Annotated in this window: 16 protein-coding genes; 3 read left to right on the top strand and 13 right to left on the bottom strand. The window is 29.2% G+C overall.

All coding sequences use genetic code 11. The features are described from left to right. Window positions 1-62 precede the first annotated feature (62 nt). The 3 genes from H8S20_RS15710 to H8S20_RS15720 all read right to left on the bottom strand — a co-directional run bounded on the left by H8S20_RS15710 (window position 63) and on the right by H8S20_RS15720 (window position 1,972). Window positions 63-242 (bottom strand): hypothetical protein, encoded by a 180-nt coding sequence (locus tag H8S20_RS15710; RefSeq protein WP_032120310.1) that lies wholly within the window; start codon window positions 240-242, stop codon window positions 63-65. Window positions 243-382: 140 nt separating this feature from the next. Further along, window positions 383-1,264, bottom strand: a complete 882-nt coding sequence (locus H8S20_RS15715; RefSeq protein ID WP_032120311.1) for a YitT family protein — start codon at window positions 1,262-1,264, stop codon at window positions 383-385. A gap of 288 nt (window positions 1,265-1,552) precedes the next feature. Then, window positions 1,553-1,972 (bottom strand): hypothetical protein, encoded by a 420-nt coding sequence (locus H8S20_RS15720; protein WP_186860680.1) that lies wholly within the window; start codon window positions 1,970-1,972, stop codon window positions 1,553-1,555. Between the two features lie 144 nt (window positions 1,973-2,116). Here H8S20_RS15720 and H8S20_RS15725 point away from each other — a divergent pair, with 144 nt between their 5' ends. Together H8S20_RS15725 and H8S20_RS15730 are read left to right on the top strand one after the other, a co-directional pair. Beyond that, entirely contained in the window at window positions 2,117-3,442 is a 1,326-nt protein-coding gene (locus tag H8S20_RS15725) for a metallophosphoesterase (protein WP_186860681.1), read from the top strand. Between the two features lie 271 nt (window positions 3,443-3,713). Then, window positions 3,714-5,393: a PTS transporter subunit EIIC gene (locus H8S20_RS15730; protein ID WP_186860682.1), complete on the top strand. Its 1,680-nt coding sequence runs from the start codon at window positions 3,714-3,716 to the stop codon at window positions 5,391-5,393. Between the two features lie 71 nt (window positions 5,394-5,464). On the opposite strand, the gene H8S20_RS15735 is transcribed toward H8S20_RS15730, so the two are convergent. From H8S20_RS15735 to H8S20_RS15745, 3 genes are all read right to left on the bottom strand, one after another. Then, the gene (locus tag H8S20_RS15735) at window positions 5,465-5,653 is read right to left on the bottom strand and encodes a hypothetical protein (RefSeq protein WP_186860683.1); all 189 of its coding nucleotides are present in this window, start codon (window positions 5,651-5,653) and stop codon (window positions 5,465-5,467) included. Between the two features lie 119 nt (window positions 5,654-5,772). Then, window positions 5,773-7,584 (bottom strand): ABC transporter ATP-binding protein, encoded by a 1,812-nt coding sequence (locus tag H8S20_RS15740; RefSeq protein ID WP_186860684.1) that lies wholly within the window; start codon window positions 7,582-7,584, stop codon window positions 5,773-5,775. Window positions 7,585-7,598: 14 nt separating this feature from the next. Further along, entirely contained in the window at window positions 7,599-9,311 is a 1,713-nt protein-coding gene (locus H8S20_RS15745; RefSeq protein ID WP_186860685.1) for an ABC transporter ATP-binding protein, read from the bottom strand. Between the two features lie 312 nt (window positions 9,312-9,623). Between H8S20_RS15745 and H8S20_RS15750 the strand changes: the two genes are divergently transcribed. After that, on the top strand, window positions 9,624-10,997 hold the full coding sequence (locus tag H8S20_RS15750; protein WP_032120317.1) for a dicarboxylate/amino acid:cation symporter: 1,374 nt from the start codon (window positions 9,624-9,626) through the stop codon (window positions 10,995-10,997). Between the two features lie 100 nt (window positions 10,998-11,097). Here H8S20_RS15750 and H8S20_RS15755 read toward each other — a convergent pair whose 3' ends face one another. The 7 genes from H8S20_RS15755 to H8S20_RS15785 all read right to left on the bottom strand — a co-directional run bounded on the left by H8S20_RS15755 (window position 11,098) and on the right by H8S20_RS15785 (window position 20,107). Further along, complete coding sequence (locus H8S20_RS15755; RefSeq protein ID WP_186860686.1) at window positions 11,098-12,501, bottom strand: radical SAM/SPASM domain-containing protein; 1,404 nt, start codon at window positions 12,499-12,501, stop codon at window positions 11,098-11,100. A 15-nt stretch (window positions 12,502-12,516) separates the two neighbouring features. Continuing rightward, entirely contained in the window at window positions 12,517-13,098 is a 582-nt protein-coding gene (locus tag H8S20_RS15760) for a manganese efflux pump MntP (protein WP_032120319.1), read from the bottom strand. A 127-nt stretch (window positions 13,099-13,225) separates the two neighbouring features. Next, entirely contained in the window at window positions 13,226-13,837 is a 612-nt protein-coding gene (locus H8S20_RS15765) for a TetR/AcrR family transcriptional regulator C-terminal domain-containing protein (protein ID WP_186860687.1), read from the bottom strand. Window positions 13,838-14,214: 377 nt separating this feature from the next. Further along, a complete protein-coding gene (locus tag H8S20_RS15770; protein ID WP_186860688.1) occupies window positions 14,215-15,885 on the bottom strand; it encodes an FAD-dependent oxidoreductase in 1,671 nt (556 codons plus the stop codon). A 296-nt stretch (window positions 15,886-16,181) separates the two neighbouring features. Continuing rightward, window positions 16,182-17,888, bottom strand: a complete 1,707-nt coding sequence (locus H8S20_RS15775) for an FAD-binding protein (protein WP_186860689.1) — start codon at window positions 17,886-17,888, stop codon at window positions 16,182-16,184. 178 nt (window positions 17,889-18,066) lie between these two features. Then, window positions 18,067-18,717 carry a response regulator gene (locus H8S20_RS15780; RefSeq protein WP_186860690.1) on the bottom strand — a complete coding sequence of 217 codons (651 nt, stop codon included), beginning with the start codon at window positions 18,715-18,717 and terminating at the stop codon, window positions 18,067-18,069. Beyond that, window positions 18,707-20,107, bottom strand: coding sequence for a sensor histidine kinase (locus H8S20_RS15785; RefSeq protein ID WP_186860691.1), 1,401 nt, complete (start codon window positions 20,105-20,107; stop codon window positions 18,707-18,709). The genes H8S20_RS15780 and H8S20_RS15785 overlap by 11 nt, the downstream gene beginning before the upstream one ends. Between the last annotated feature and the right edge of the window lie 24 nt (window positions 20,108-20,131).

A 20,131-nucleotide genomic window follows, 5' to 3' on the forward strand; every position in this document is an offset into this window, starting at 1 on the left:
TGTGTATAACTAATAAAAAAGGAAAAGCTTTTGTACAAACATCTGCTTTTCCTTTCTATTATTTACGCAATTTTTCTTTTATCTGTAAAAACTGATACTAAATATTGAATTATAAATATTCCAGGTCCAATTAATAAAGTAATTGCTGGCCATATTATTTTATTTTGCTGTTTTTCTAGAGCTAATTTATATGATGCAAATACTGCTGCTACTAAAAGTGCTAATACTATAAAAACTTGCATTGTTTACTCCTCCTAGATATTATAGGTTTATTCTATATTAATTTTTATTTACACTCAATAGAATGTTGTTGGAAGTCTTCACTAATCCTTCATATTTAATATTTTATTAAATATTAGTTTACATCTTATTTATAAAAAGGTTAAACACCTTCTAATTTAGGGAAACCACTACCCCTTACTTCGTCAACTTGTCCTATTGTTATAAATGCTTTTTCATCAACCTTATCTATGAAGTCTTTTAACTTATTTAACTCTTTTTGTTTTACTATTGCATAAATTATTTCCTTAGATTCTCCACTATTTGCACTTGCTCCTTTAAAGTAAGTACATTTTCTATCTAAAGTTTCTATTATAAACTTAGATATTTCTTCGTTTCTATCGCTTATTATAGTTACTTGCTTTGTCTTATTAAACATAGCAATAAAACTATCTATTAAGAATCCATTTAATATAACACATAAAAATGCATAGAATCCTGTATCAAGTCCAAAAACAACAGCTGCTGACAAAGTAACTAATATATCTATTATTATTAATGATATTCCTATATTAAATGTTGTGTATTTGTTTAATAGTTTTGCTACTATATCTGTTCCACCTGTAGATGCATTTGCATTAAATGCTAGCGCCATACCAAAAGCTATTATAGCTGGTCCAAAAATAGATGCTAACATTAAATCATTTGTTAATGCCGTAGGATTTAAAAACTTTTCTATAAACCACATTATAAAAATTAATCCGTATGTTCCATAAAGTGTCTTTATTCCAAAATCTCCTCCAATTAAAAAGAATGCTAGAATAAACAATAATACATTAACAAAGAAACAAAATACACTTGGCGTTAAAAATGGTACAAAGTGATTTACTACTATACCTAATCCGCTTACTCCTCCAGCTGCTAGGTTATTAGGGGCATAAAAATACTCTATACCTATAGCTACTAAAATTAATCCTAAAGTAATTATGAAATACTCTTTTGCTACTGACTTCCAATCAACAGCCTTAAAATCAAACTTTTTCATTTGTTCATCTCCCCAAATTATAATTTGTAGATAAGCTATCTATTACATAATTATTCATTTTAGCTTATTAACAACATAAATTAGAATATCAAATTTTTTCGGGATTATAAAGAATTATTTTAAGTTTTTTTGCACTATTATTTATGCATATTATCATCTTATTTATGCAAGTAGTTATTTTATATAAATTACTTACTATATTAACGTGTATAATTATTTATTTTTAAACAAATATATAAAAAATTGCTATGGTAAATTAAATATAAACTCTACCATAGCAACTTTATTCTAATTTAAAATTTTTATTAACCTCTCTTTTGCTTCTTCTTCTGACTTATCTTTCATATTATCAATATCAAAATAATAATTAGCTAAAGCTATTTTAAGAGATCTAGAGATATTGAATTTTTCTGCGACTTCTTCTAAGAAATCAACTTCAGAATTTTCATAATCTCCATCAATTAAGGCAACCCCTAAAAGTTCGAAATATACCATCTTCTTAATATTTTCTTCTGATCTATTTAATACTTCCATAGCTTCTTTATGTGAAAGTCCATCTATCTCTTCTTTACTAACATTTAATTTACTTATATATTTATCTATTATTGATTTTTCTTCTCTTTTAATCTTATTATCTATACTTACAAATTCAGATATTACTCTCATAAAAGCTCTTGCTTCATCTTTGTTTAATTCAAATAACAACATATACGCACTCCTCTCATTTATATGGTTTATATTATACTACAAATTTTATTTTATGGAAAATTCTATTTATTGATAAGTCTACTAATAATATTACTTCCTTTGGGAAAATATAGTTTTAAATACTTTTATTTAAAGGAGATAGCTATGAAAAATCTTAAAAGTTTCTACCTTCCACTATTTTTCTCAACCATAATAATCATAATATATATTATGGTAAAACCTTATTCACAGTATACTTCAAAATTATCTTTTACAGACAATATAGAGTGCAAAGATGAGTTAACATTTTATATAGCTAGCGATATTCATTATTTATCTAACAAACTAACAGATTACGGGCCAGCCTTTAATAAATTTAATAAAAGTGGAGATGGAAAGCAAATTGAACATATAAACGATATAGTAAACCAATTTTCTAAAGAAGTGAAAGTTAATAAACCTGACTTTCTAATTTTAAGTGGTGATTTGACTTTAAATGGTGAAAAACAAAGCCACTTAGATTTGTCAGAAAAGCTTTCTGAGATAAAAGCTTCTGGAGTAAATATATATGTTATACCAGGAAATCATGATATAAATAACCCTTGGGCGCGTGAGTTCAAAGGAGAAAGTATGTTAAAAACAGACTACATATCTAAAGAAGACTTTATAGATATTTATAAAGATTTCGGATTTAATGATGCTATATCAAAAGATAAAGCTTCACTAAGCTATTTATTAGCCCCATCTGATAATCTTTATATACTTATGTTAGATGATAACTTATATGAAAATAATATCTCTATGAATTATCCTGAAGTTAATGGCTTCATCTCAAAAGAAACCTTAAAATGGATAAACCATTGTGGAAAGTTAGCAAAAGATAATAGTGCTAAAATAATAGCTGTATCTCACCATAATATAACTAATCACAGTAATTATATCTACGATGGCTTCACTATAGACAATAATGATGAAATTTTAAGCGCTTTTAAAAAGAATGATATAACTTTATGTTTTAGTGGTCATATTCACTTTCAAAGTATAAATGATTCTACTTTGGATAATCATATTGTAAAAGATATAGCAACTAGCTCCTTAGCCATGTATCCTCAAAAATATGGAGTTGCTAAATTTAGTAAAGATAATTCTTTATCATATGCCACATCATCAGTAGATATGAATAAGATTAATTCTTCATTTAAATCTGATTCAAGAAAAGCATTTATAAAGTTTGTTTATAATCAAAATTTTAATGGTTTATCTTATTGTAATGATTATACATCAGAAGAAATTAAATCTATGTGTGAGACTGTTTGTAATATTAGACTTAAATATAATGATGATTCTGAATCAATATCATGGGATGAAATAGTATCGTCAAATGGATTTAATCTATTAAAGACATCTTCTTCACCTTTTATAAAGCATTATATTGATATAGCTTTAAATAGCACACAAAATAATCATAATAGCTTAAAAATACAACTATAAATTTTTAAAAAAACCTTTACAAAGTATTTTCTCTATGATAGTATAATTTTCGTAAATTAAATAATTAGCGTGTTACTGGTTATGCAGGCAAGGCTTAGATATGTATAAATATTACTTATAGAGAAATACTAATATTTTCTTTATATTTAAATGTATATTTATAGATATTTAGGCCTTTTTATTTTTTTAAGGCTATTGTAATACTTTAATTAATTATAATTATAACTTTTTAAAATGGATATAATAATATTGTCTAAGGAGGAATAATAAAATGATGCAATTTTTACAAAGAATCGGTAAAGCAATAATGCTTCCAATCGCTGCTCTTCCAATAGCCGGTATATTACTTGGTGTTGGTGGTGCATTATTAGGTATCGGTGGTTTATCAAACCCACCAGCAGTTTATCAACCATTAATATCTTTTGTTAGTATTCCAGCAGTTACTGCTGTATTAACAGTTATGAAAAATATAGGTGACATAGTATTTGGTAACTTACCACTATTATTCGCTGTTGGTGTTGCTGTTGGTCTTGCTAAAAAAGATAAAGGTACTGCTGCGTTAGCTTCAGTATTTGGATTCATAGTTATGAACCAAGTTATTTCAACACTTTTAGGATTAGGTGTTACTCAATTAGGAGTTTTAACTCCAGATAACGTTGGTGAATATGGTACTTACGTTACTACTAACCTTGGAATATTCACATTAAACATGTCAGTATTCGGTGGTATTATAGCTGGTATTGTTACTGCAAGTTTACATAATAGATTCCATACAGTACAATTCCCTCCAGTAATCGGATTTTTCTCTGGATCAAGATTTGTTCCAATAATAACTTCAATTGTTCTAGCTTTAGTTGGTGCTGTTTTAGCATTTATTTGGCCTGTAGTTCAAGATGGAATTTCAGTTATAGCTGATTTTGTTAGAAATGCTGGTGCTGCTGGTACATTCTTATATGGTTTAATCGAAAGATCATTAATACCATTTGGTTTACATCACGTATTCTATACTCCATTCTGGTTTAGTTCTTTCGTTGAAGCTGAAGTTTTAATAAACGGATCAGTTCAAACTATAGCTGGTGCTAATACTGCTTACTTTGCTCAATTATCAAGTATGACTGATTTAGTAGGTGCTTCTGCAGCAACAATGAGTAATATAGTTAGCGGTACTACAAGATTCATGGCTGGTAAATTCCCATTCATGATGTTTGGTCTTCCTGCTGCTGCATTTGCAATGTATAGAGCTGCTCTTCCAAGTAAGAGAAAAGTTGTTGGTTCTTTATTATTAGCTGCTGCTGTTACTTCATTCTTAACTGGTATAACTGAGCCATTAGAATTTACATTCTTATTCGTTGCTCCAGTATTATACGTAGTTCACGCAGTATTAGCTGGTTTATCATTCATGTTAATGGATATATTCAATGTATTTATAGGTATGACTTTCTCTGGTGGTGTAATCGACTTTGCATTATTCGGTTTACTTCCAGCAGGTGCAGGTGTTGCTACTAACTGGATTTGGGTATTAGTTGTTGGTGCAGTTTATGCAGTAATTTACTACTTCGTATTCTACTTCATGATAACTAAAATGAACTTAAAGACTCCAGGTAGAGATGAAAGCGAAGAAGAAACTAAACTTTACACTAAAGCTGATTTCCAAGCTTCAAAGGGTGGAAACACAGAAGCTACTGCTACATCTACTGGTAAAGGTGAAATAGCTGAAAAAGCTCCAGCTGTATTAGCTGCTTTAGGTGGAGAAGAAAACATAGTATCTGTTGATGCTTGTATCACAAGATTAAGAGTTGAAGTTAAAGATAAAGCTAAAGTAAACAAAGATGAATTAAAATCTTTAGGCGCTGCCGGTGTTATGGAAGTTGGTAACGGAGTTCAAGCTATCTTCGGTGCAAAAGCAGATGCTTACAAAAATGAAATAAATCACATATTAGGTATTAGCTAATAAATAAAAAAGAGGCATTATGCCTCTTTTTTATTTATAACCTTTTATAGTGTAGTTCATCACTAAGTAAGTTATAATAAATATTCATTATTATTATTTTCACTTTTATCTAACTCTTTTCCGAAAAGCACTACTATCTCTCTACATATATTAGGATGGGCTTTAAGTAAATCATAATCATAATCCTTATCTAATAACTCTAGTATCCTAACAGCTTTTCTTAAAGCTAAGATATCTGTGATATCTATTATTTTACCCATAGATTCCCTCTAAAACGTTCTCTATACTAGATTATTCCTAGAATATTTATAAGTTCAAATTACTTATAGTCCTTTATCGACTAATATCCCATTTATATAAATATATTTTACAATTATAATTATCCTATCTTATTAAGCATATATAAATTATAATATTTTCCGCCTTTAGCAATAAGTTCTTCATGACTTCCAAATTCAATTATTCTTCCATCTTCTATAACCATAATATTATCTGCATCTCTTATCGTACTTAACCTATGAGCTATTATAAAGCTTGTTCTCCCTTTCATTAAATTCAGCATAGCTTGCTGAATTCTAAGCTCTGTCCTAGTATCTACATTACTAGTTGCCTCATCTAATATTAATATTGAAGGATTTGATAATACAGCTCTAGCTATGGCTAATAATTGTTTTTGTCCTGCACTTAAGTTGCTACCACCTTCTGAAAGAACTGTGTCATACCCATCTGGTAGCCTTGATATAAACTTATGAGCATTGGCTATCTTTGCTGCAGATATTATTTCTAAATCTGTTGCATCCTCTTTTCCATACATAATATTTTCCTTTATAGTTCCAGAAAACAAATAGGTATCCTGGAGTACTATCCCGAAGTTGCTTCTCAAGCTATCTCTTGAATAATCTCTTATATCAACTCCATCAATAGTTATTGATCCTTTAGTTATTTCATAGAATCTAGTTAATAAATTTACTATTGTAGTTTTCCCTGATCCCGTAGCTCCAACTATAGCTAAAGATTTACCCTCTTCAACTTTAAAGCTTATATCATGTAATACTATATTATCCTCATTATAACCAAAGCTTACATCCTTAAACTCTACATTTCCTCTTACATTTGCTAACTCTTTACATTCTTTCTTATCTTCTATTTCTTCCTTTTGATCTAATACTTCAAATACTCTTTCTGCTCCTGCTAATGCTGATTGCAACGTATTAAATATATTTGCAATATCATTTAGAGGTCTTACAAACTGTTTACTATAACTTATAAACGAAGCAATTATACCTATTGTTATCATGTTATTAACAGCTAAAATTCCTCCTAATAGAGCTACTAATGCAAATCCAAAATTATTTATTACATTTATTAGTGGCATTAAATACCCAGTCCAAATTTGTGCCTTATATCCCTTTATTCTTAAATCTTTATTTAAATCTTCAAAAGTAGATTTTATTTTTTCTTCATGATTAAAAGCCTTAATAACTTCTAATCCAGAAATACTTTCCTCAATATGTGCGTTCAAATTTCCTAAAGCAACTTGTTGCTCCCTAAAATATATCTTAGTTCTTTTAGCAATAGTTTTTGATAATATAAGAACTAATGGCGCAGTAATAAGTCCTGCTATAGTTAATATAGGACTTAATAAAATCATCATTATTAATGAACCTATTATACTTATTGAACTACTCATAAGAGTTGATATTGAAGATGATATTGTAGTACTAATGTTATCTATATCATTAGTTAATCTACTCATAATATCCCCATTTAAATTAGCATCAAAATATGATGTAGGCAATTTTTGAAGCTTATCAAAAAAGCCTTTTCTTATATTTTTTACTATTCTTTGAGATATACCTGCCATGGAAAGTCCCTGCATAAGATTTATACTACTATCAATAACATAAACAGATATCAATATATAAATTATTCTTTTTACAATTGTAAAATCTACATTATTAACACCAACTGATATAACATCTACAGCTTTTCCTATTAAATAAGGAACTAAAAGTAATATTAATGTATCCGCTGCTATTAATAAAAATATTAGTATAAAAAATCTTTTTTCTTTTCCAAATAATCTCCATAACCTAGATAATGTATCTTTTAAATTTTTAGGTTTTTCATTATTACTCATAAATCTACTTGCTTTAGATGTTCCTGAAGCAAAAGTCTTATAATTGGGCATTTTATTCACCTCACTTATTGCTGTGATTTATAAATATCTTTATAAACTTCACAATTACTCATTAATTCATCATGGGTACCCTCTCCAACAATATTCCCATGATCTAATACAATTATCTTATCTGCATTTATTACAGAAGAAACTTTTTGAGCAATTAATATTGTTGTCATATCCTTTGAGTATTCCTTTAATGATTTTCTTATTCTATATTCTGTATCTGTATCTAATGCTGAGGTGGAATCATCTAATATTAATATCTCTGGTCTTTTTATAAGAGCTCTAGCTATAGCTATCCTTTGCTTTTGTCCTCCTGAGAGATTTGAGCCACCTTGTCCAACAATAGACTCATATCCTTTATTAAATCCACTTATAAAAGAATCAGCATCTGCAATTTTACATGCTTCTACTATTTCATCGTCTGTTGCATCCTCTTTACCCCATTTTATATTTTCCTTTATAGTTCCTGAAAAAAGTACTGTCTTTTGTGGAACTATTGAAATCTTAGCTCTTAATTCTTCAAGGGTATAATTTCGTATATCTATTCCATCAATTAATATCTTTCCTGACTTAGCATCATAAAATCTAGGAATTAAATTTACCAATGTAGTTTTTCCACTTCCTGTAGAACCTACAATACCTAATGTCATACCTTTTTCTAAAGCAAATGATATATCATCAATTATAGGATCACCTTTTAATCCTTTATATGAAAATGTAACATTTTCAAATTTTATATTTCCTTTTTCTGAATAATTATATTTTTTATCCTTTACCTCTTTAATATTATTTTCTTCTAAGAATATCTCATTAATTCTTTCTGATGAAGTTTTAGCACGTATTAGACTTGAAAAAATCATCGACGTTGCCATTAATGCAAATAAAAGCTGTGTCATATAATTAGTAAAAGCTACTACCTTACCAACTTGTATAGTTCCTAAGTTTACTCTTGTGGCTCCACTCCAAATTATAATAGCTATTGCTACGTTTACTATAAGTGTAATTATAGGATTAAATACAGCCATAAATCTCATAGAAGCTACAGATTTATAAGTCAAATCATCATTAACATTTTCAAATCTCTCTTCTTCAAAATCGAAACGATTAAAGGCTTTAACAACCCTTACGCCTCTCAGATACTCTCTAATAACTCCATTTACCTTATCTATAGCTCTTTGAACCTTAAGGAAATAAGGGTACCCATATCTTAAATTTAAATATATTAATCCACCTACTATTGGAACTATAGTTAATACTATTAATGCCATCTTAAAATCCAATCTTATAGACATTATTATGCATCCTATAGCTAACAAAGGTGCTCTAACAAATATCCTCATTAAGCCATATATAAAATTTTGTATATTAGTTACATCATTTGTAAGCCTTGTTATTAATGAACCTCTTTCAAATTTATCTATGTTATCGAAATCAAAGCTTTGTATCTTATTAAATACATCTAATCTAAGCTCTGCTCCAAAATCTTGAGCAACTGTGGTTGCAAATCTATTTCTATTGATAGCTATAAAGGCTCCAAAAATACTTACTCCAATCATTATAAATCCGTACTTTAAAACCATATTCATATCATTCGTAGAAATACCACTATCAATTATAATAGACATTAATGTAGGTTGAAGTAAGTCACATAAAACTTCAAGCATTACACAGCCTACTGCTAAAAAAAACATCTTATAATATTTCTTAAAATACTTATATAAAAAACTCATTTCTTCTCCCTTCTTATTTAATATTTCTATAAATATATTATTCTTCAAATTCCTTTAGTTTACAACTGATATTAAATATAGTTTTAAAATATTATTGACACTTTTAAAAACCTATTATATATTGTTATCAATAGGATACCTTTAAGATAGTCCTGAGAGACTAATAAGGAAAAGTACGGTTTATAAATTAATTAATACTTTACTATTTTTATATAGTAAAATTAAACTTCAGTATATTTTGCCTTAATATCTTAAAGGATATTAAGGCTTTTTTTATGGTGTCCTATAAAATACATAAACTTGGAGGACATTATGAACATAAAAACTAAAAAGAATAACTCTAATAAATTAGCCATAAATATGGCAATATCTCTTATAATCGGATTAATAGTAGGAACTGGATTTCTTCTATTAAGAGAAAACTTAATAGCTAACGGAAATGCTGGATTATGGCAAACTATAAACAAAATATTATTCCAAGATATAAGTGTTGAAGGAGCTAATGATGCTATAGGTATATTCTACATCCTTGGACAACTTTTCGTTAACTCTCTTCAATTAGTAATAGTACCAATGGTATTTACATCAATAGCTTTAGCTATGTGTAGAATTACTGATACTAAAAAGCTTGGTAGAATATCTTATAAGACTATATTAGGATTCTTAGCTACATCTGTTTTTGCTTTAATTCTTGCTGGTATATTTGGAATGACAGCTCATAAGCTTGGATTCTTTAACGTAAGTATTGAAAACATAGCTTCTCAAACAGGTTCAACTGGAAGCAATCCATTACTAGTATTTGTACAAACTATTCCAAATAATATAGCATCAGTATTTACTCAAAACGGAAGAATACTTTCAATAGTATTCTTAGCTGTTGTAACTGGACTTTGCTTAAATAAATTAGAAGGTCAAATTCAAGTTTTAAAGAAATTATTAGAGGACGTAAATCAAATAATAACTTTATTCTTATCATTTGTAATAACTAAATTTGGCCCAATAGCTATATTCGTTCTTATAACTAGAACATTTGCAATATATGGTGTTGAACATTTAAAACCAGCTTTAGCTTACGTAGTAACAGTTGTAGTTGCATTATTAATATTCTTAGTATTTGGATATGCTCTATTCATATTAATAGCTGCTAGATTAAATCCATTTATATTTGTTAAGAAGATTTCTAAAGTTGCTTTATTTGGATTCTCAACTTCTTCATCAGCTTCATCATTACCTTTAAATACAAAAACAACTGTTGAAGAATTAGGAGTAAGTGAAGAAATAGCTTCATTCACACTACCATTAGGAATGACTATAAACATGAATGGTACTGCAATAATGCAAGTTATAGCTGCAATATTCATAGCTTCAAGCGCTGGATATGAAATAACAGTTGGAAATATAGCAATAATATCATTATTAGCTCTTATAGCTTCTATAGGTACACCTGCTGCCCCTGGTGCTGGAGCAATAATACTATTCACAGTATTAACAGGAATGGGATACCAAAATGATGCTGCATTACTTGCATACTCATTAATACTAGCTATAAACAGACCAGTAGAAATGCTTGTAACTTCACTTAATGTAGTTGGAGATGCTGCAACAGCTGTAGTAGTAGCTAAATCAGAAAATGCTTTAGACGAAGAAATTTATAACAGCACAGAAGCTGTTTTAGAAAATGCATAATAACTTAAAAAATCACTTCTAAATTATATAGAAGTGATTTTTTATTTTTTTATATAGTATTTATGGATATACACATATAAAAATTATTATTTAATTTTTATTATTCTAAAACATCATTTTTATCAACTTCTTTTTCATATACTAATTTGCCTTTATTTTTACTCTCTACATTTTCCTTCCATAATGGCTCTGCTCTCTTAGCCCAAGTCAATCCATAGTTTATAGTTTTCTTACATAAATCATCTACATCCTCTGGATCTATAAATTCTGTTGACTTAGCTCCTGACTTCTTAACCATTTCTGCAATCTTAGGTGCATTATCTAGTATTGGGCAAGGCCTAAATTGATTACAATTGAATGGTTGATTTTTTTGATACTCTCTAAATAAAGGTTGTCCTAAAGCTTCAAGTAAAGATACTTCTTTTATGTTAGCATTTGAATAATGACAGAAAACGCAAGGTTCAACATCACCATTAGCATTTATATGGCAGTATCTTCTTCCCCCTGCAACACATCCACCAACATACTCTGCATCATGCCAGAAATCCATGTTAAATATAGCTTTATTCTCTCTCCATCCTCTTATAGTTCTATATAATTTTTCTCTTTGATCTGGGTTTGCCATTAATGATGTATCTGTCTTGCATCCTATTGGCATAAAAGTAAAATACCAAGAGAAATATGCCCCCTTATCCATCATTAGATCTATAAATTCTTCTGATAGTACGCTGTCACAATTTGCTGTCGTAAAGCATGTTGAGAATCCAAATGGTATTCTATTAGATTTCATTAGATCCATAGCTCTCATAATATCATTCCATGAACCTTTTCCTCTTCTATCATCTGTGGCATCATCAAAGCCTTCAACACTTATAGTAGGTACCAAGTTACCAACTTCTATTAAGTCTTCACAGAACTTTTGGTCTATTAATGTACCATTTGTAAAGAACATAAATACGCAATCATTATGTTTTTTAGCTAACTTTAGTATGTCATTCTTTCTAACTAATGGTTCTCCTCCAGTCATTATATAAAAGTATATCCCTAACTCTTTACCATCATTGAATAACTTGTCCAATTCTTCATAACTTAGATTTAATGCTTTATTATAATCAGCAGCCCAACACCCTATACATTTTTTATTACAAGCTGTAGTTGGATCTACTAATATTGTAAATGGTGTTTCATACCCGTATTTTTCCTTACTTTGTGCAACTACTGACCATCCTTTTATTGATGCATTTAATAAAAAGTTAGTAAATACAGTTTCAACAATATTAGGATCTACATTATTAACTAAATTACACATTAGTTTTGTCCAGTTGTTATTTTGATCTTTTAAGTATTCATCCACCATATCATATTGCGCACTATATAAATTTTCAGTATCAAATTTTCTAAGCCATGATACAACCTTTGGTAAATTCTTTTCAGGGTCCTTCCTTAAATATCCTAAAACTTGCTTTATAGCTAATTGTTGAATTTTAAATTTTGGACTTATCATATAAATACCTCTCCTTTAAATAATTTGAAAATAATTTAAAATTACCTTTATACCAATGCTTAACAATATAATTCCTCCACAGGTATCAATCTGCTTTTTATATTTATTACCGATACAATAACCTACCCATAATCCAGAAGCTACTAATATAGCTGTTATTATAAATTGAATAAGTATAGTACTTACAAATTTAGTTTGTAATAATCCTAATCCAACCCCTAACATAAATGCATCTATACTTGTTGCTAATGCTAAGGTTACACTAGCTTTATAACCAAAAAACTCTTCACGCCTCTCATCTATATCAGTATTCAAAAATGAATTTTTAAATAATCTAAAAGCTAAGAAAAATAAAATAATTGCTGAAAACCATTGATTCATAGATATTATCTTTTGATTTTCTATGTTTAGCATAGGAAATATAGCTATTAACATTCCTATAATTAGCATCAAAGTCTGAATTACACCAAATATAATACCTACTATAACAGCATTTGATTTCTTTAACTTTCCTTGATTAGATCCTCTGCATATAGTTACCGTAACTGAATCAAGGGCTAATCCAATGGCTACAACAATAACTTCCCATAAACTCATCTCATCTAATCACTCCCTTCCATTTCATTATAGATAGAGCCCTCTATTTTCTATACATATGATTTCTTTAAAATGTATTTAAAAATAAACAAAAGGACGGCTTTGTAGCCGTCCATATACAAAAACACTAAATTGTATTATCTTTGATGGTCAATTTTTCCCTATTAGTACATTCAATCCTCTTATGTATGATGTCATCTAATGAATTAGTAACTAATATCTCATATTTTTTAGTTAAAGCCTTTGCTGATACTTTTATTCCATCTTCAATCCATCTCTTTATTATAAAAGTTAATCCTCTTGAATAATATTCAGCTATATCATCTATAGAAAACTGTTCCTCATAATTTCTTGGATTATTCCCATATTGATCAAATAATTCTTTAAACATATTTGTTAGATTACTGCTTATTATTTCCTCAAAAGAATTTTGTCCAGTTACTTTTATTGCTTTTAGATAAAACTCCTTGTTATTTTCTATCCTTGAAAACATATAATGAATAGCTTCATATGGCATTTTATTATTTATAAGCATTTCACTACCTTTAAATATATCGTTATAACATATCTGTTCTAAAACTTCATATTTATCAGCAAAATGATTATAAAATGTTGGTCTAATAAGACCTGCCCCGTCAGTAATCATTTTAATAGTTATTTTATCAAAATTATTTTTCAATATTAACTTTTTAAAACTTTCTAACAATGCTTCATGAACATCCTCTCGTTTGCTATTCATATCTCACCTACACAAATATAAAATCTAATTCTTATATAATTAAAGTTTACTTATTAAATATTATTTGTTTATATTAAACCATATTTTGTAATTAATAATCAATATTTTAGTAAATTAAATCACCTCAAATATGAGCGTGGCAATTATTTATTATTAATATAATACTTATTAAATTCCAATTAATTTTATACTTAGAATGCTGTAAATCCAACATCTACTGACATCAAAGTCTCTGTAACATTACTACCTTCTACTTATTATAAGAATAATATAATACATTTTACAAATTCAATATTATAAAAATAGAGCGTTGAAATTTTATATTTAATAAAATTTCAACACTCTTATATTACAGCTTAAAATCTATGCTTTTATAATTATTTTAAGATATATTTTGCAGCTTCTTCTCCTGATATTCTTCCGAATACTACAGATGCACTGTAAGCAGCACTTGAGTTAGCAACTTCACCAGCAGCATATAAACCTTCAATAACTTGGTCGTCATTGTTTAATACTTCTGCCTTTTCGTTAGCAGCAACTCCACCCTTAGTCATATGAACACCAGCTTCGAATTTAACTCCGTAGTATGGTCCCTTATCAATCTTATCACCTAAAGCTTTTTCTCTAAATGGATCAGCTATTTCACCATCAACAGCTTTGTTTGCAGTTTCAATAGTCTTAACTAAGTTTTCAGCATTTATTCCTAATTTTTTAGCTAATTCTTCTAAAGTATCAGCTTGAACATGATATCCTAAGTTGTTGTGTTTTTGTAATCTGTATGATTTTTCATATAAATCTTGATCGTATATGTAGAATGCTCCACCTTCTTGATCTAATACAGCATTACCTAAAGTTAATCCACCTTTAGTTTCGTCGATGAATCTTTCACCGTTCTTATTAACATATATAGTAGATCCACCACCAGTTAAATCTCTTCTTCCGCTAATTATATTAGGGAATATTCTTATGTTGTCCATCTTTTCTAACTTAATATCGTTAGCCTCAAATACTGGAATAAAGTCACCAGTAGTACCCATTTGGTTGGAAGTTTCTAATCTTTCTGTTCCTGGAGCATACTTAGCTAATAACTCTTTATTGTTAGAGAATCCACCAGTTGCCATTATTACAGCATCTGCCTTTATGTCATAAGTTCCTTCTTTACATTCAACCTTAACACCAGTAGCTTTTCCATTTTCCATTATTAAATCAAGACCTTTAGTTCCTGTTCTAACATCTATTCCTAATTCATTAACCTTTTCTTCCATCTTAGCTTGGATATGTTCACCAGCGTAAGCATCAGCTTCTGCCATGTGACCTCTTCCACCGTAGTTATAGTTTAAGTTTATTCCCATTGCTCTTAACCATTGATCAAGTTCCATTTCGCCTTCAGCTTGAGCCATTAATCTTTCATCTGTATCCCAAGCACCTTCAGCCTTTAAATCAGCAACTAAAGCTTCTGCTGAATCTTCTATACCGTTAGCTTTTTGAGCTTCTGAATTGATTAAGTCATAGAAGTTCATATCGAACTTACCATTACCACTTAATATATCTAATTTTTCTATTACTATTACCTCTTCAACGCCGTTTTGCTTAGCTTCTATAGCAGCAGAAAGACCAGCAGGACCTCCCCCTACAACAACTAATTGTGTTTTAACTTCTTCTAAATCCTTCTTTTCAACTGCAGGCCCTTGAGTATCGAATGATATTTCGTATTCTCCAATTCCAGCTTCTTTCATAGCTTCAGCTACAGCTTTCTTAACACCAAATGATGTAAATGTAGCACCTGATACGCTATCAACTACCGGGCTTTGAGCTTCAATTATTCTTTCTGTTAATATTGGTAAAGCTCTGTCGTACACAACTGAAGTTTCATGGTTAGATACAACATTAATATTTGTTATCTTTCCATCTTCAGTAGATAATTCAACCTTAATTTCTCCACCATAACCGTGTCCAGTTCCTTGGCTTGTCTTAGCTCCTTTGTTAGTTGTTGAACAACCAGCTAATAATAAAGAAGCCATTGTTACTAAGCAAATAATTTTTTTCATTTGTTCCCCCTAAAAAATACCTTTTTTCTTTAATTTACGTTAAATCATTAACAAATAATTGTAACGCATTTCACAATTTATATTATCATATAATTCGACAAAGTCAACTTTTTTTCCACTTAGAACACATTATCTCTTCATATTAAATTTAGATTTATACTTCTTTTTATATAAATTTTTATTAAAATATCATCATCGTTAATTATTAAATTAACATTTTGTCACAACACATCTCATTTCTTTATCATAATGAAAAAGAGTATGAATTGCCTTCATACTCTTTTCAATACTGTAAATTATTTATTTAAAATATGTTTTGCAGCTTCTTCTCCTGATATTCTTCCGAATATTACTGATGCTGAATAAGCTCCACTTGTATCAACAACTTCACCTGCAGCATATAAACCATCTACTACTTTACCATCATTGTTTATAACTTGTGCTTTATCATCTGCTACAACTCCACCCTTAGTCATATGGATAGCTGTTTCAACTTGAACTCCATAATAAGGACCTTCTGCTCCAAATGTTTCAGTAAATGCCTTTTCTCTAAATGGATCAGCAGCTTCACCAGTTACACCTTTGTTATATCCTTCAACAGACGCTTTTAATCCTTGTGCATCAACACCTAATTTTTCAGCTAATTCTTCTAAAGTATCAGCTTTTACATGGTATCCTAAATCATTATGTTTCTTTAATCTGTAAGATGAATCATATAATCTTTGATCATAAATGTAGAATGCTTTTCCACCTTCTTGATCTAATATAGCATTACCTACATCCATAGATGCAGCACTTTCATCAACAAATCTTTCACCAGCTTTATTAACTAATAAGAATCCATCTCCTGCACCAGTTAAATCTCTTCTTCCACTTATTATAAGCTTAAATACGCTTAACTTATCCATGTGATCCATTTTTATATCATGATCTTGGAATACTGAAACGAAATCTCCTGTAGCACCCATTTGGTTAGATGTTGCAAGTCTTTCTGCTCCTGGAGCATACTCAGCTAATAACTCTTTATTATGAGAGAATCCACCAGTTGCTACTATAACAGCATCTGCTTTTATGTCATAAGTTCCTTCTTTACATTCAACCTTAATACCAGTAGCTTTTCCATCTTCCATTATTAAGTCAAGACCTTTAGTTCCTGTTCTAACGTCTACACCTAATTCTTGAACTTTCTTTTCTAAGTTATCTTGAATATGCTCTCCAGCATAAGCATCAGCTTCTGCCATGTGGTTTCTTCCACCATAGTTGTAATTAAGATTTATTCCCATTCCTCTTAACCAAGAATCTACTTCTGCAGCACCATTTGCTTGTGCAGTAAGACGTTCTATAGAATCAACTACTGAATCTTTTTTATCTTCTATAAACTTTTCAACTGAATCTTCAACCCCATTTGCTTTTTGAGCTTCAGTGTTTATTATGTCAAAGAAATTCATGTCAAACTTACCATTACCACTTAATATATCTAATTTCTCAACTAATATTACGTCTTCAACCCCATTTTCTTTAGCTTCTATAGCAGCTGAAAGACCTGCAGGACCTCCCCCTACGATAACTAATTGAGTCTTAACTTCTTCTAATTCTTTCTTTTCAACTTCTGGACCTTTAGTATCCATTGATATTTTTTCAACCTCTACACCAGCTTGTGTTAAAGCATCAGCAACTGCGCTTTTAACAGCAAATGACGTGAAAGTTGCTCCTGATACGCTATCTACAACTGGAGTTTTAGCTTCTACTATTCTATCAACTATTATTGGTAAAGCTCTATTACTTACTGGAGCTGTTTCGTGATGTTCTACTACCTCGATCCCTGTTATAGTTTGTCCATCCATTTCAACAGCAACCTTAACTTCTCCACCGTAACCATGTCCAACACCCTCATAAGTAGCGACTCCTGTTGGTGTACCTGTAGCTTCTCCACTTTCAGTCTTTGCACATCCAGCTAATACTACAGAACTCATAATTAATAAACAAATAAGTCTCTTCTTCATAATTATCCCCCTAAAATACTGTTCTAAATTCTCAAATTTATTTTACTTTTAGAACCACCTTTGTTAATTATTATACAAATATGCTTGCAAATAATCTTTTGCTTTCCATAACTAATATTACATTGTTTATTTTTAAATTTGTACCTGTCAAAAGTCCTTATTAAACGACAAAAGTCCCTTAAAATAGGGACTTTTGTCTCACCCAATACATAGCAGCTTCCGTTCTATTATCTACATTAATTTTCTTTAAAATAGTACTAACATAGTTTCTAACTGTCTTCTCTGCCACATACAATTCACTTGAAATCTCTTTATTTGTCTTACCTTTACTTATTAATTCTAGTATATTTCTCTCTTGTTTTGTTAATAAAATATCATCATTATCAGTATTTTTGTCCTTATTTTTAACCATGTCAATAAATTTATTTAGGACTTTTTGATCTAATATTTTATTACCATTTGCAACGTCTCTTATAGATGAAATAATCTTTTTACTATCTATATTTTTTAATAAGTATCCATCAGCACCTACTTTAATAACTTCTACTATTAATGAATCCTCGCCATAAGCAGTAAGTATAATAACCTTCGATTCTGGTGAAAGTTTTTTAATTGTCCTACATCCTATTATTCCATCACCATCAGGTAATTTCATATCTAGTAAAACAACATCTGGCTTTATATCTTCAATAATCTTATACCCACCTTCTAAAGTCCCACTTTCTCCACATACTATCATATCTTCATTTTTTTGAATTAAAGTTCTAATTCCTAATCTTACTATATCATGATCGTCTATCAATAGAACCTTTATTAAATTATCTGTCATCCTCTATATCCTCCCACGGAACTATTAAGCAAACTGTTACTCCATTTTTTCTTCCATCAATATTTAATACCCCATTAATCGATGTAGCCCTTTCATTCATGGATAGTATGCCACAATGCCCATATTCTCTTACGTTATTATTATGTAATCCAATCCCATTATCCTTAATCGTTATCACTAATTCTTCTAATGTAGACTGTAATTTCACACAGATCTTACTTCCTTTTGAATGTTTAATTGAGTTACAAATTGACTCTTGAATAATATAATATATCTGATCTAATGCATTTGATGATAAATTTCCTATAGTTACTTCAGAAACTTTATAATTAAGCTTTATTTCCATATCGCTAATATTACTCATTTTTTCAATAAGTCCCGATATCTTAATTTTAAAATCATTAATTTCAAGCTTTTCTAATGATGATTTACTAATAAATCCTCTTATTTCACCTATTACATTATTGAGAGTTGATTTAATACATATTAAACTTTCTTTCTCTATTCCATCTTTATCTTCTATTATACTTTCCAAAGCTAATCCACTTGCAAATAAATCCTGAATAACTCTATCATGCAATTCATATCCAACTTTTCGTCTTTCTTGCCATATCAGCTTTTGTTTAGTTAGCTTTTCGATTTTATATTCCGCTTCCCATATAAAAATATCTATTATATTTATAAATAATATTGCTATTACTACTGCCACAATAGTTCTAGCTAATTCTAATCTAAATCCATATCTACAATAAAAGGTTTCAGTATTTATTAGTCTAACTGGATATAAATCAACATTAGATACTATTAGCCCCGCTAATATACTGTATAATCCAAAAGATATAGATAAAATTTTAAACTTAATTACTACTTTCTTAGCCTTTAGCTTATTCATTATCTGACCATTTCTATAAAGTCCTATACAAACAGTCAACCCTGCTGGCAATCCAATAAAATATCTACTAATAACTCTAAACACATATATATAATCCACATTATTATGGTATTTAAACTTGTAAAATAATAAATATAACATTGTCCATATTCCCATAACTATAAATGGTACAAATCTATAATAATTTATTCTGTTATACTTCCTCTTAAAAAGTCTTGTGCCAAATATCCATAACAAAGTAAATGATATGGAATTTAATAAATTTGCAAAGAACAGCATGTACATAGCTAAACTATTATTTTTATCTATCATAATAAAAATTAGCAACCATTCTCCCAACCCATGAATTACTCCAAAGGCTCCTAATATATTAATAGAATTTAGCAAAGGAATATCTGTATCTTTAAGAATTCTTTGTTGAAGCGCTGAAATTCCTAAAGAAAAGAATGATAATCCATATATAAAGAACAGTATACTATAAATGTCTCTATCAATCATATAATCCCCCTAAGCTGATTATTA

Origin of the sequence: Clostridium hominis (assembly GCF_014287825.1) — a bacterium.
GTDB classification, from domain to species: domain Bacteria; phylum Bacillota; class Clostridia; order Clostridiales; family Clostridiaceae; genus Clostridium; species Clostridium hominis.

What these genes read in the sequence shown, in the direction of transcription:
- H8S20_RS15765 (WP_186860687.1), bottom strand. Translation starts at nt 13,837, where the DNA reads ATGAATAGCAAACGAGAGGATGTTCATGAAGCATTGTTAGAAAGTTTT.
- H8S20_RS15730 (WP_186860682.1), top strand. Translation starts at nt 3,714, where the DNA reads ATGATGCAATTTTTACAAAGAATCGGTAAAGCAATAATGCTTCCAATC.
- H8S20_RS15735 (WP_186860683.1), bottom strand. Translation starts at nt 5,653, where the DNA reads ATGGGTAAAATAATAGATATCACAGATATCTTAGCTTTAAGAAAAGCT.
- H8S20_RS15715 (WP_032120311.1), bottom strand. Translation starts at nt 1,264, where the DNA reads ATGAAAAAGTTTGATTTTAAGGCTGTTGATTGGAAGTCAGTAGCAAAA.
- H8S20_RS15760 (WP_032120319.1), bottom strand. Translation starts at nt 13,098, where the DNA reads ATGAGTTTATGGGAAGTTATTGTTGTAGCCATTGGATTAGCCCTTGAT.
- H8S20_RS15770 (WP_186860688.1), bottom strand. Translation starts at nt 15,885, where the DNA reads ATGAAAAAAATTATTTGCTTAGTAACAATGGCTTCTTTATTATTAGCT.
- H8S20_RS15720 (WP_186860680.1), bottom strand. Translation starts at nt 1,972, where the DNA reads ATGTTGTTATTTGAATTAAACAAAGATGAAGCAAGAGCTTTTATGAGA.
- H8S20_RS15725 (WP_186860681.1), top strand. Translation starts at nt 2,117, where the DNA reads ATGAAAAATCTTAAAAGTTTCTACCTTCCACTATTTTTCTCAACCATA.
- H8S20_RS15750 (WP_032120317.1), top strand. Translation starts at nt 9,624, where the DNA reads ATGAACATAAAAACTAAAAAGAATAACTCTAATAAATTAGCCATAAAT.
- H8S20_RS15785 (WP_186860691.1), bottom strand. Translation starts at nt 20,107, where the DNA reads ATGATTGATAGAGACATTTATAGTATACTGTTCTTTATATATGGATTA.
- H8S20_RS15775 (WP_186860689.1), bottom strand. Translation starts at nt 17,888, where the DNA reads ATGAAGAAGAGACTTATTTGTTTATTAATTATGAGTTCTGTAGTATTA.
- H8S20_RS15780 (WP_186860690.1), bottom strand. Translation starts at nt 18,717, where the DNA reads ATGACAGATAATTTAATAAAGGTTCTATTGATAGACGATCATGATATA.
- H8S20_RS15745 (WP_186860685.1), bottom strand. Translation starts at nt 9,311, where the DNA reads ATGAGTTTTTTATATAAGTATTTTAAGAAATATTATAAGATGTTTTTT.
- H8S20_RS15710 (WP_032120310.1), bottom strand. Translation starts at nt 242, where the DNA reads ATGCAAGTTTTTATAGTATTAGCACTTTTAGTAGCAGCAGTATTTGCA.
- H8S20_RS15740 (WP_186860684.1), bottom strand. Translation starts at nt 7,584, where the DNA reads ATGCCCAATTATAAGACTTTTGCTTCAGGAACATCTAAAGCAAGTAGA.
- H8S20_RS15755 (WP_186860686.1), bottom strand. Translation starts at nt 12,501, where the DNA reads ATGATAAGTCCAAAATTTAAAATTCAACAATTAGCTATAAAGCAAGTT.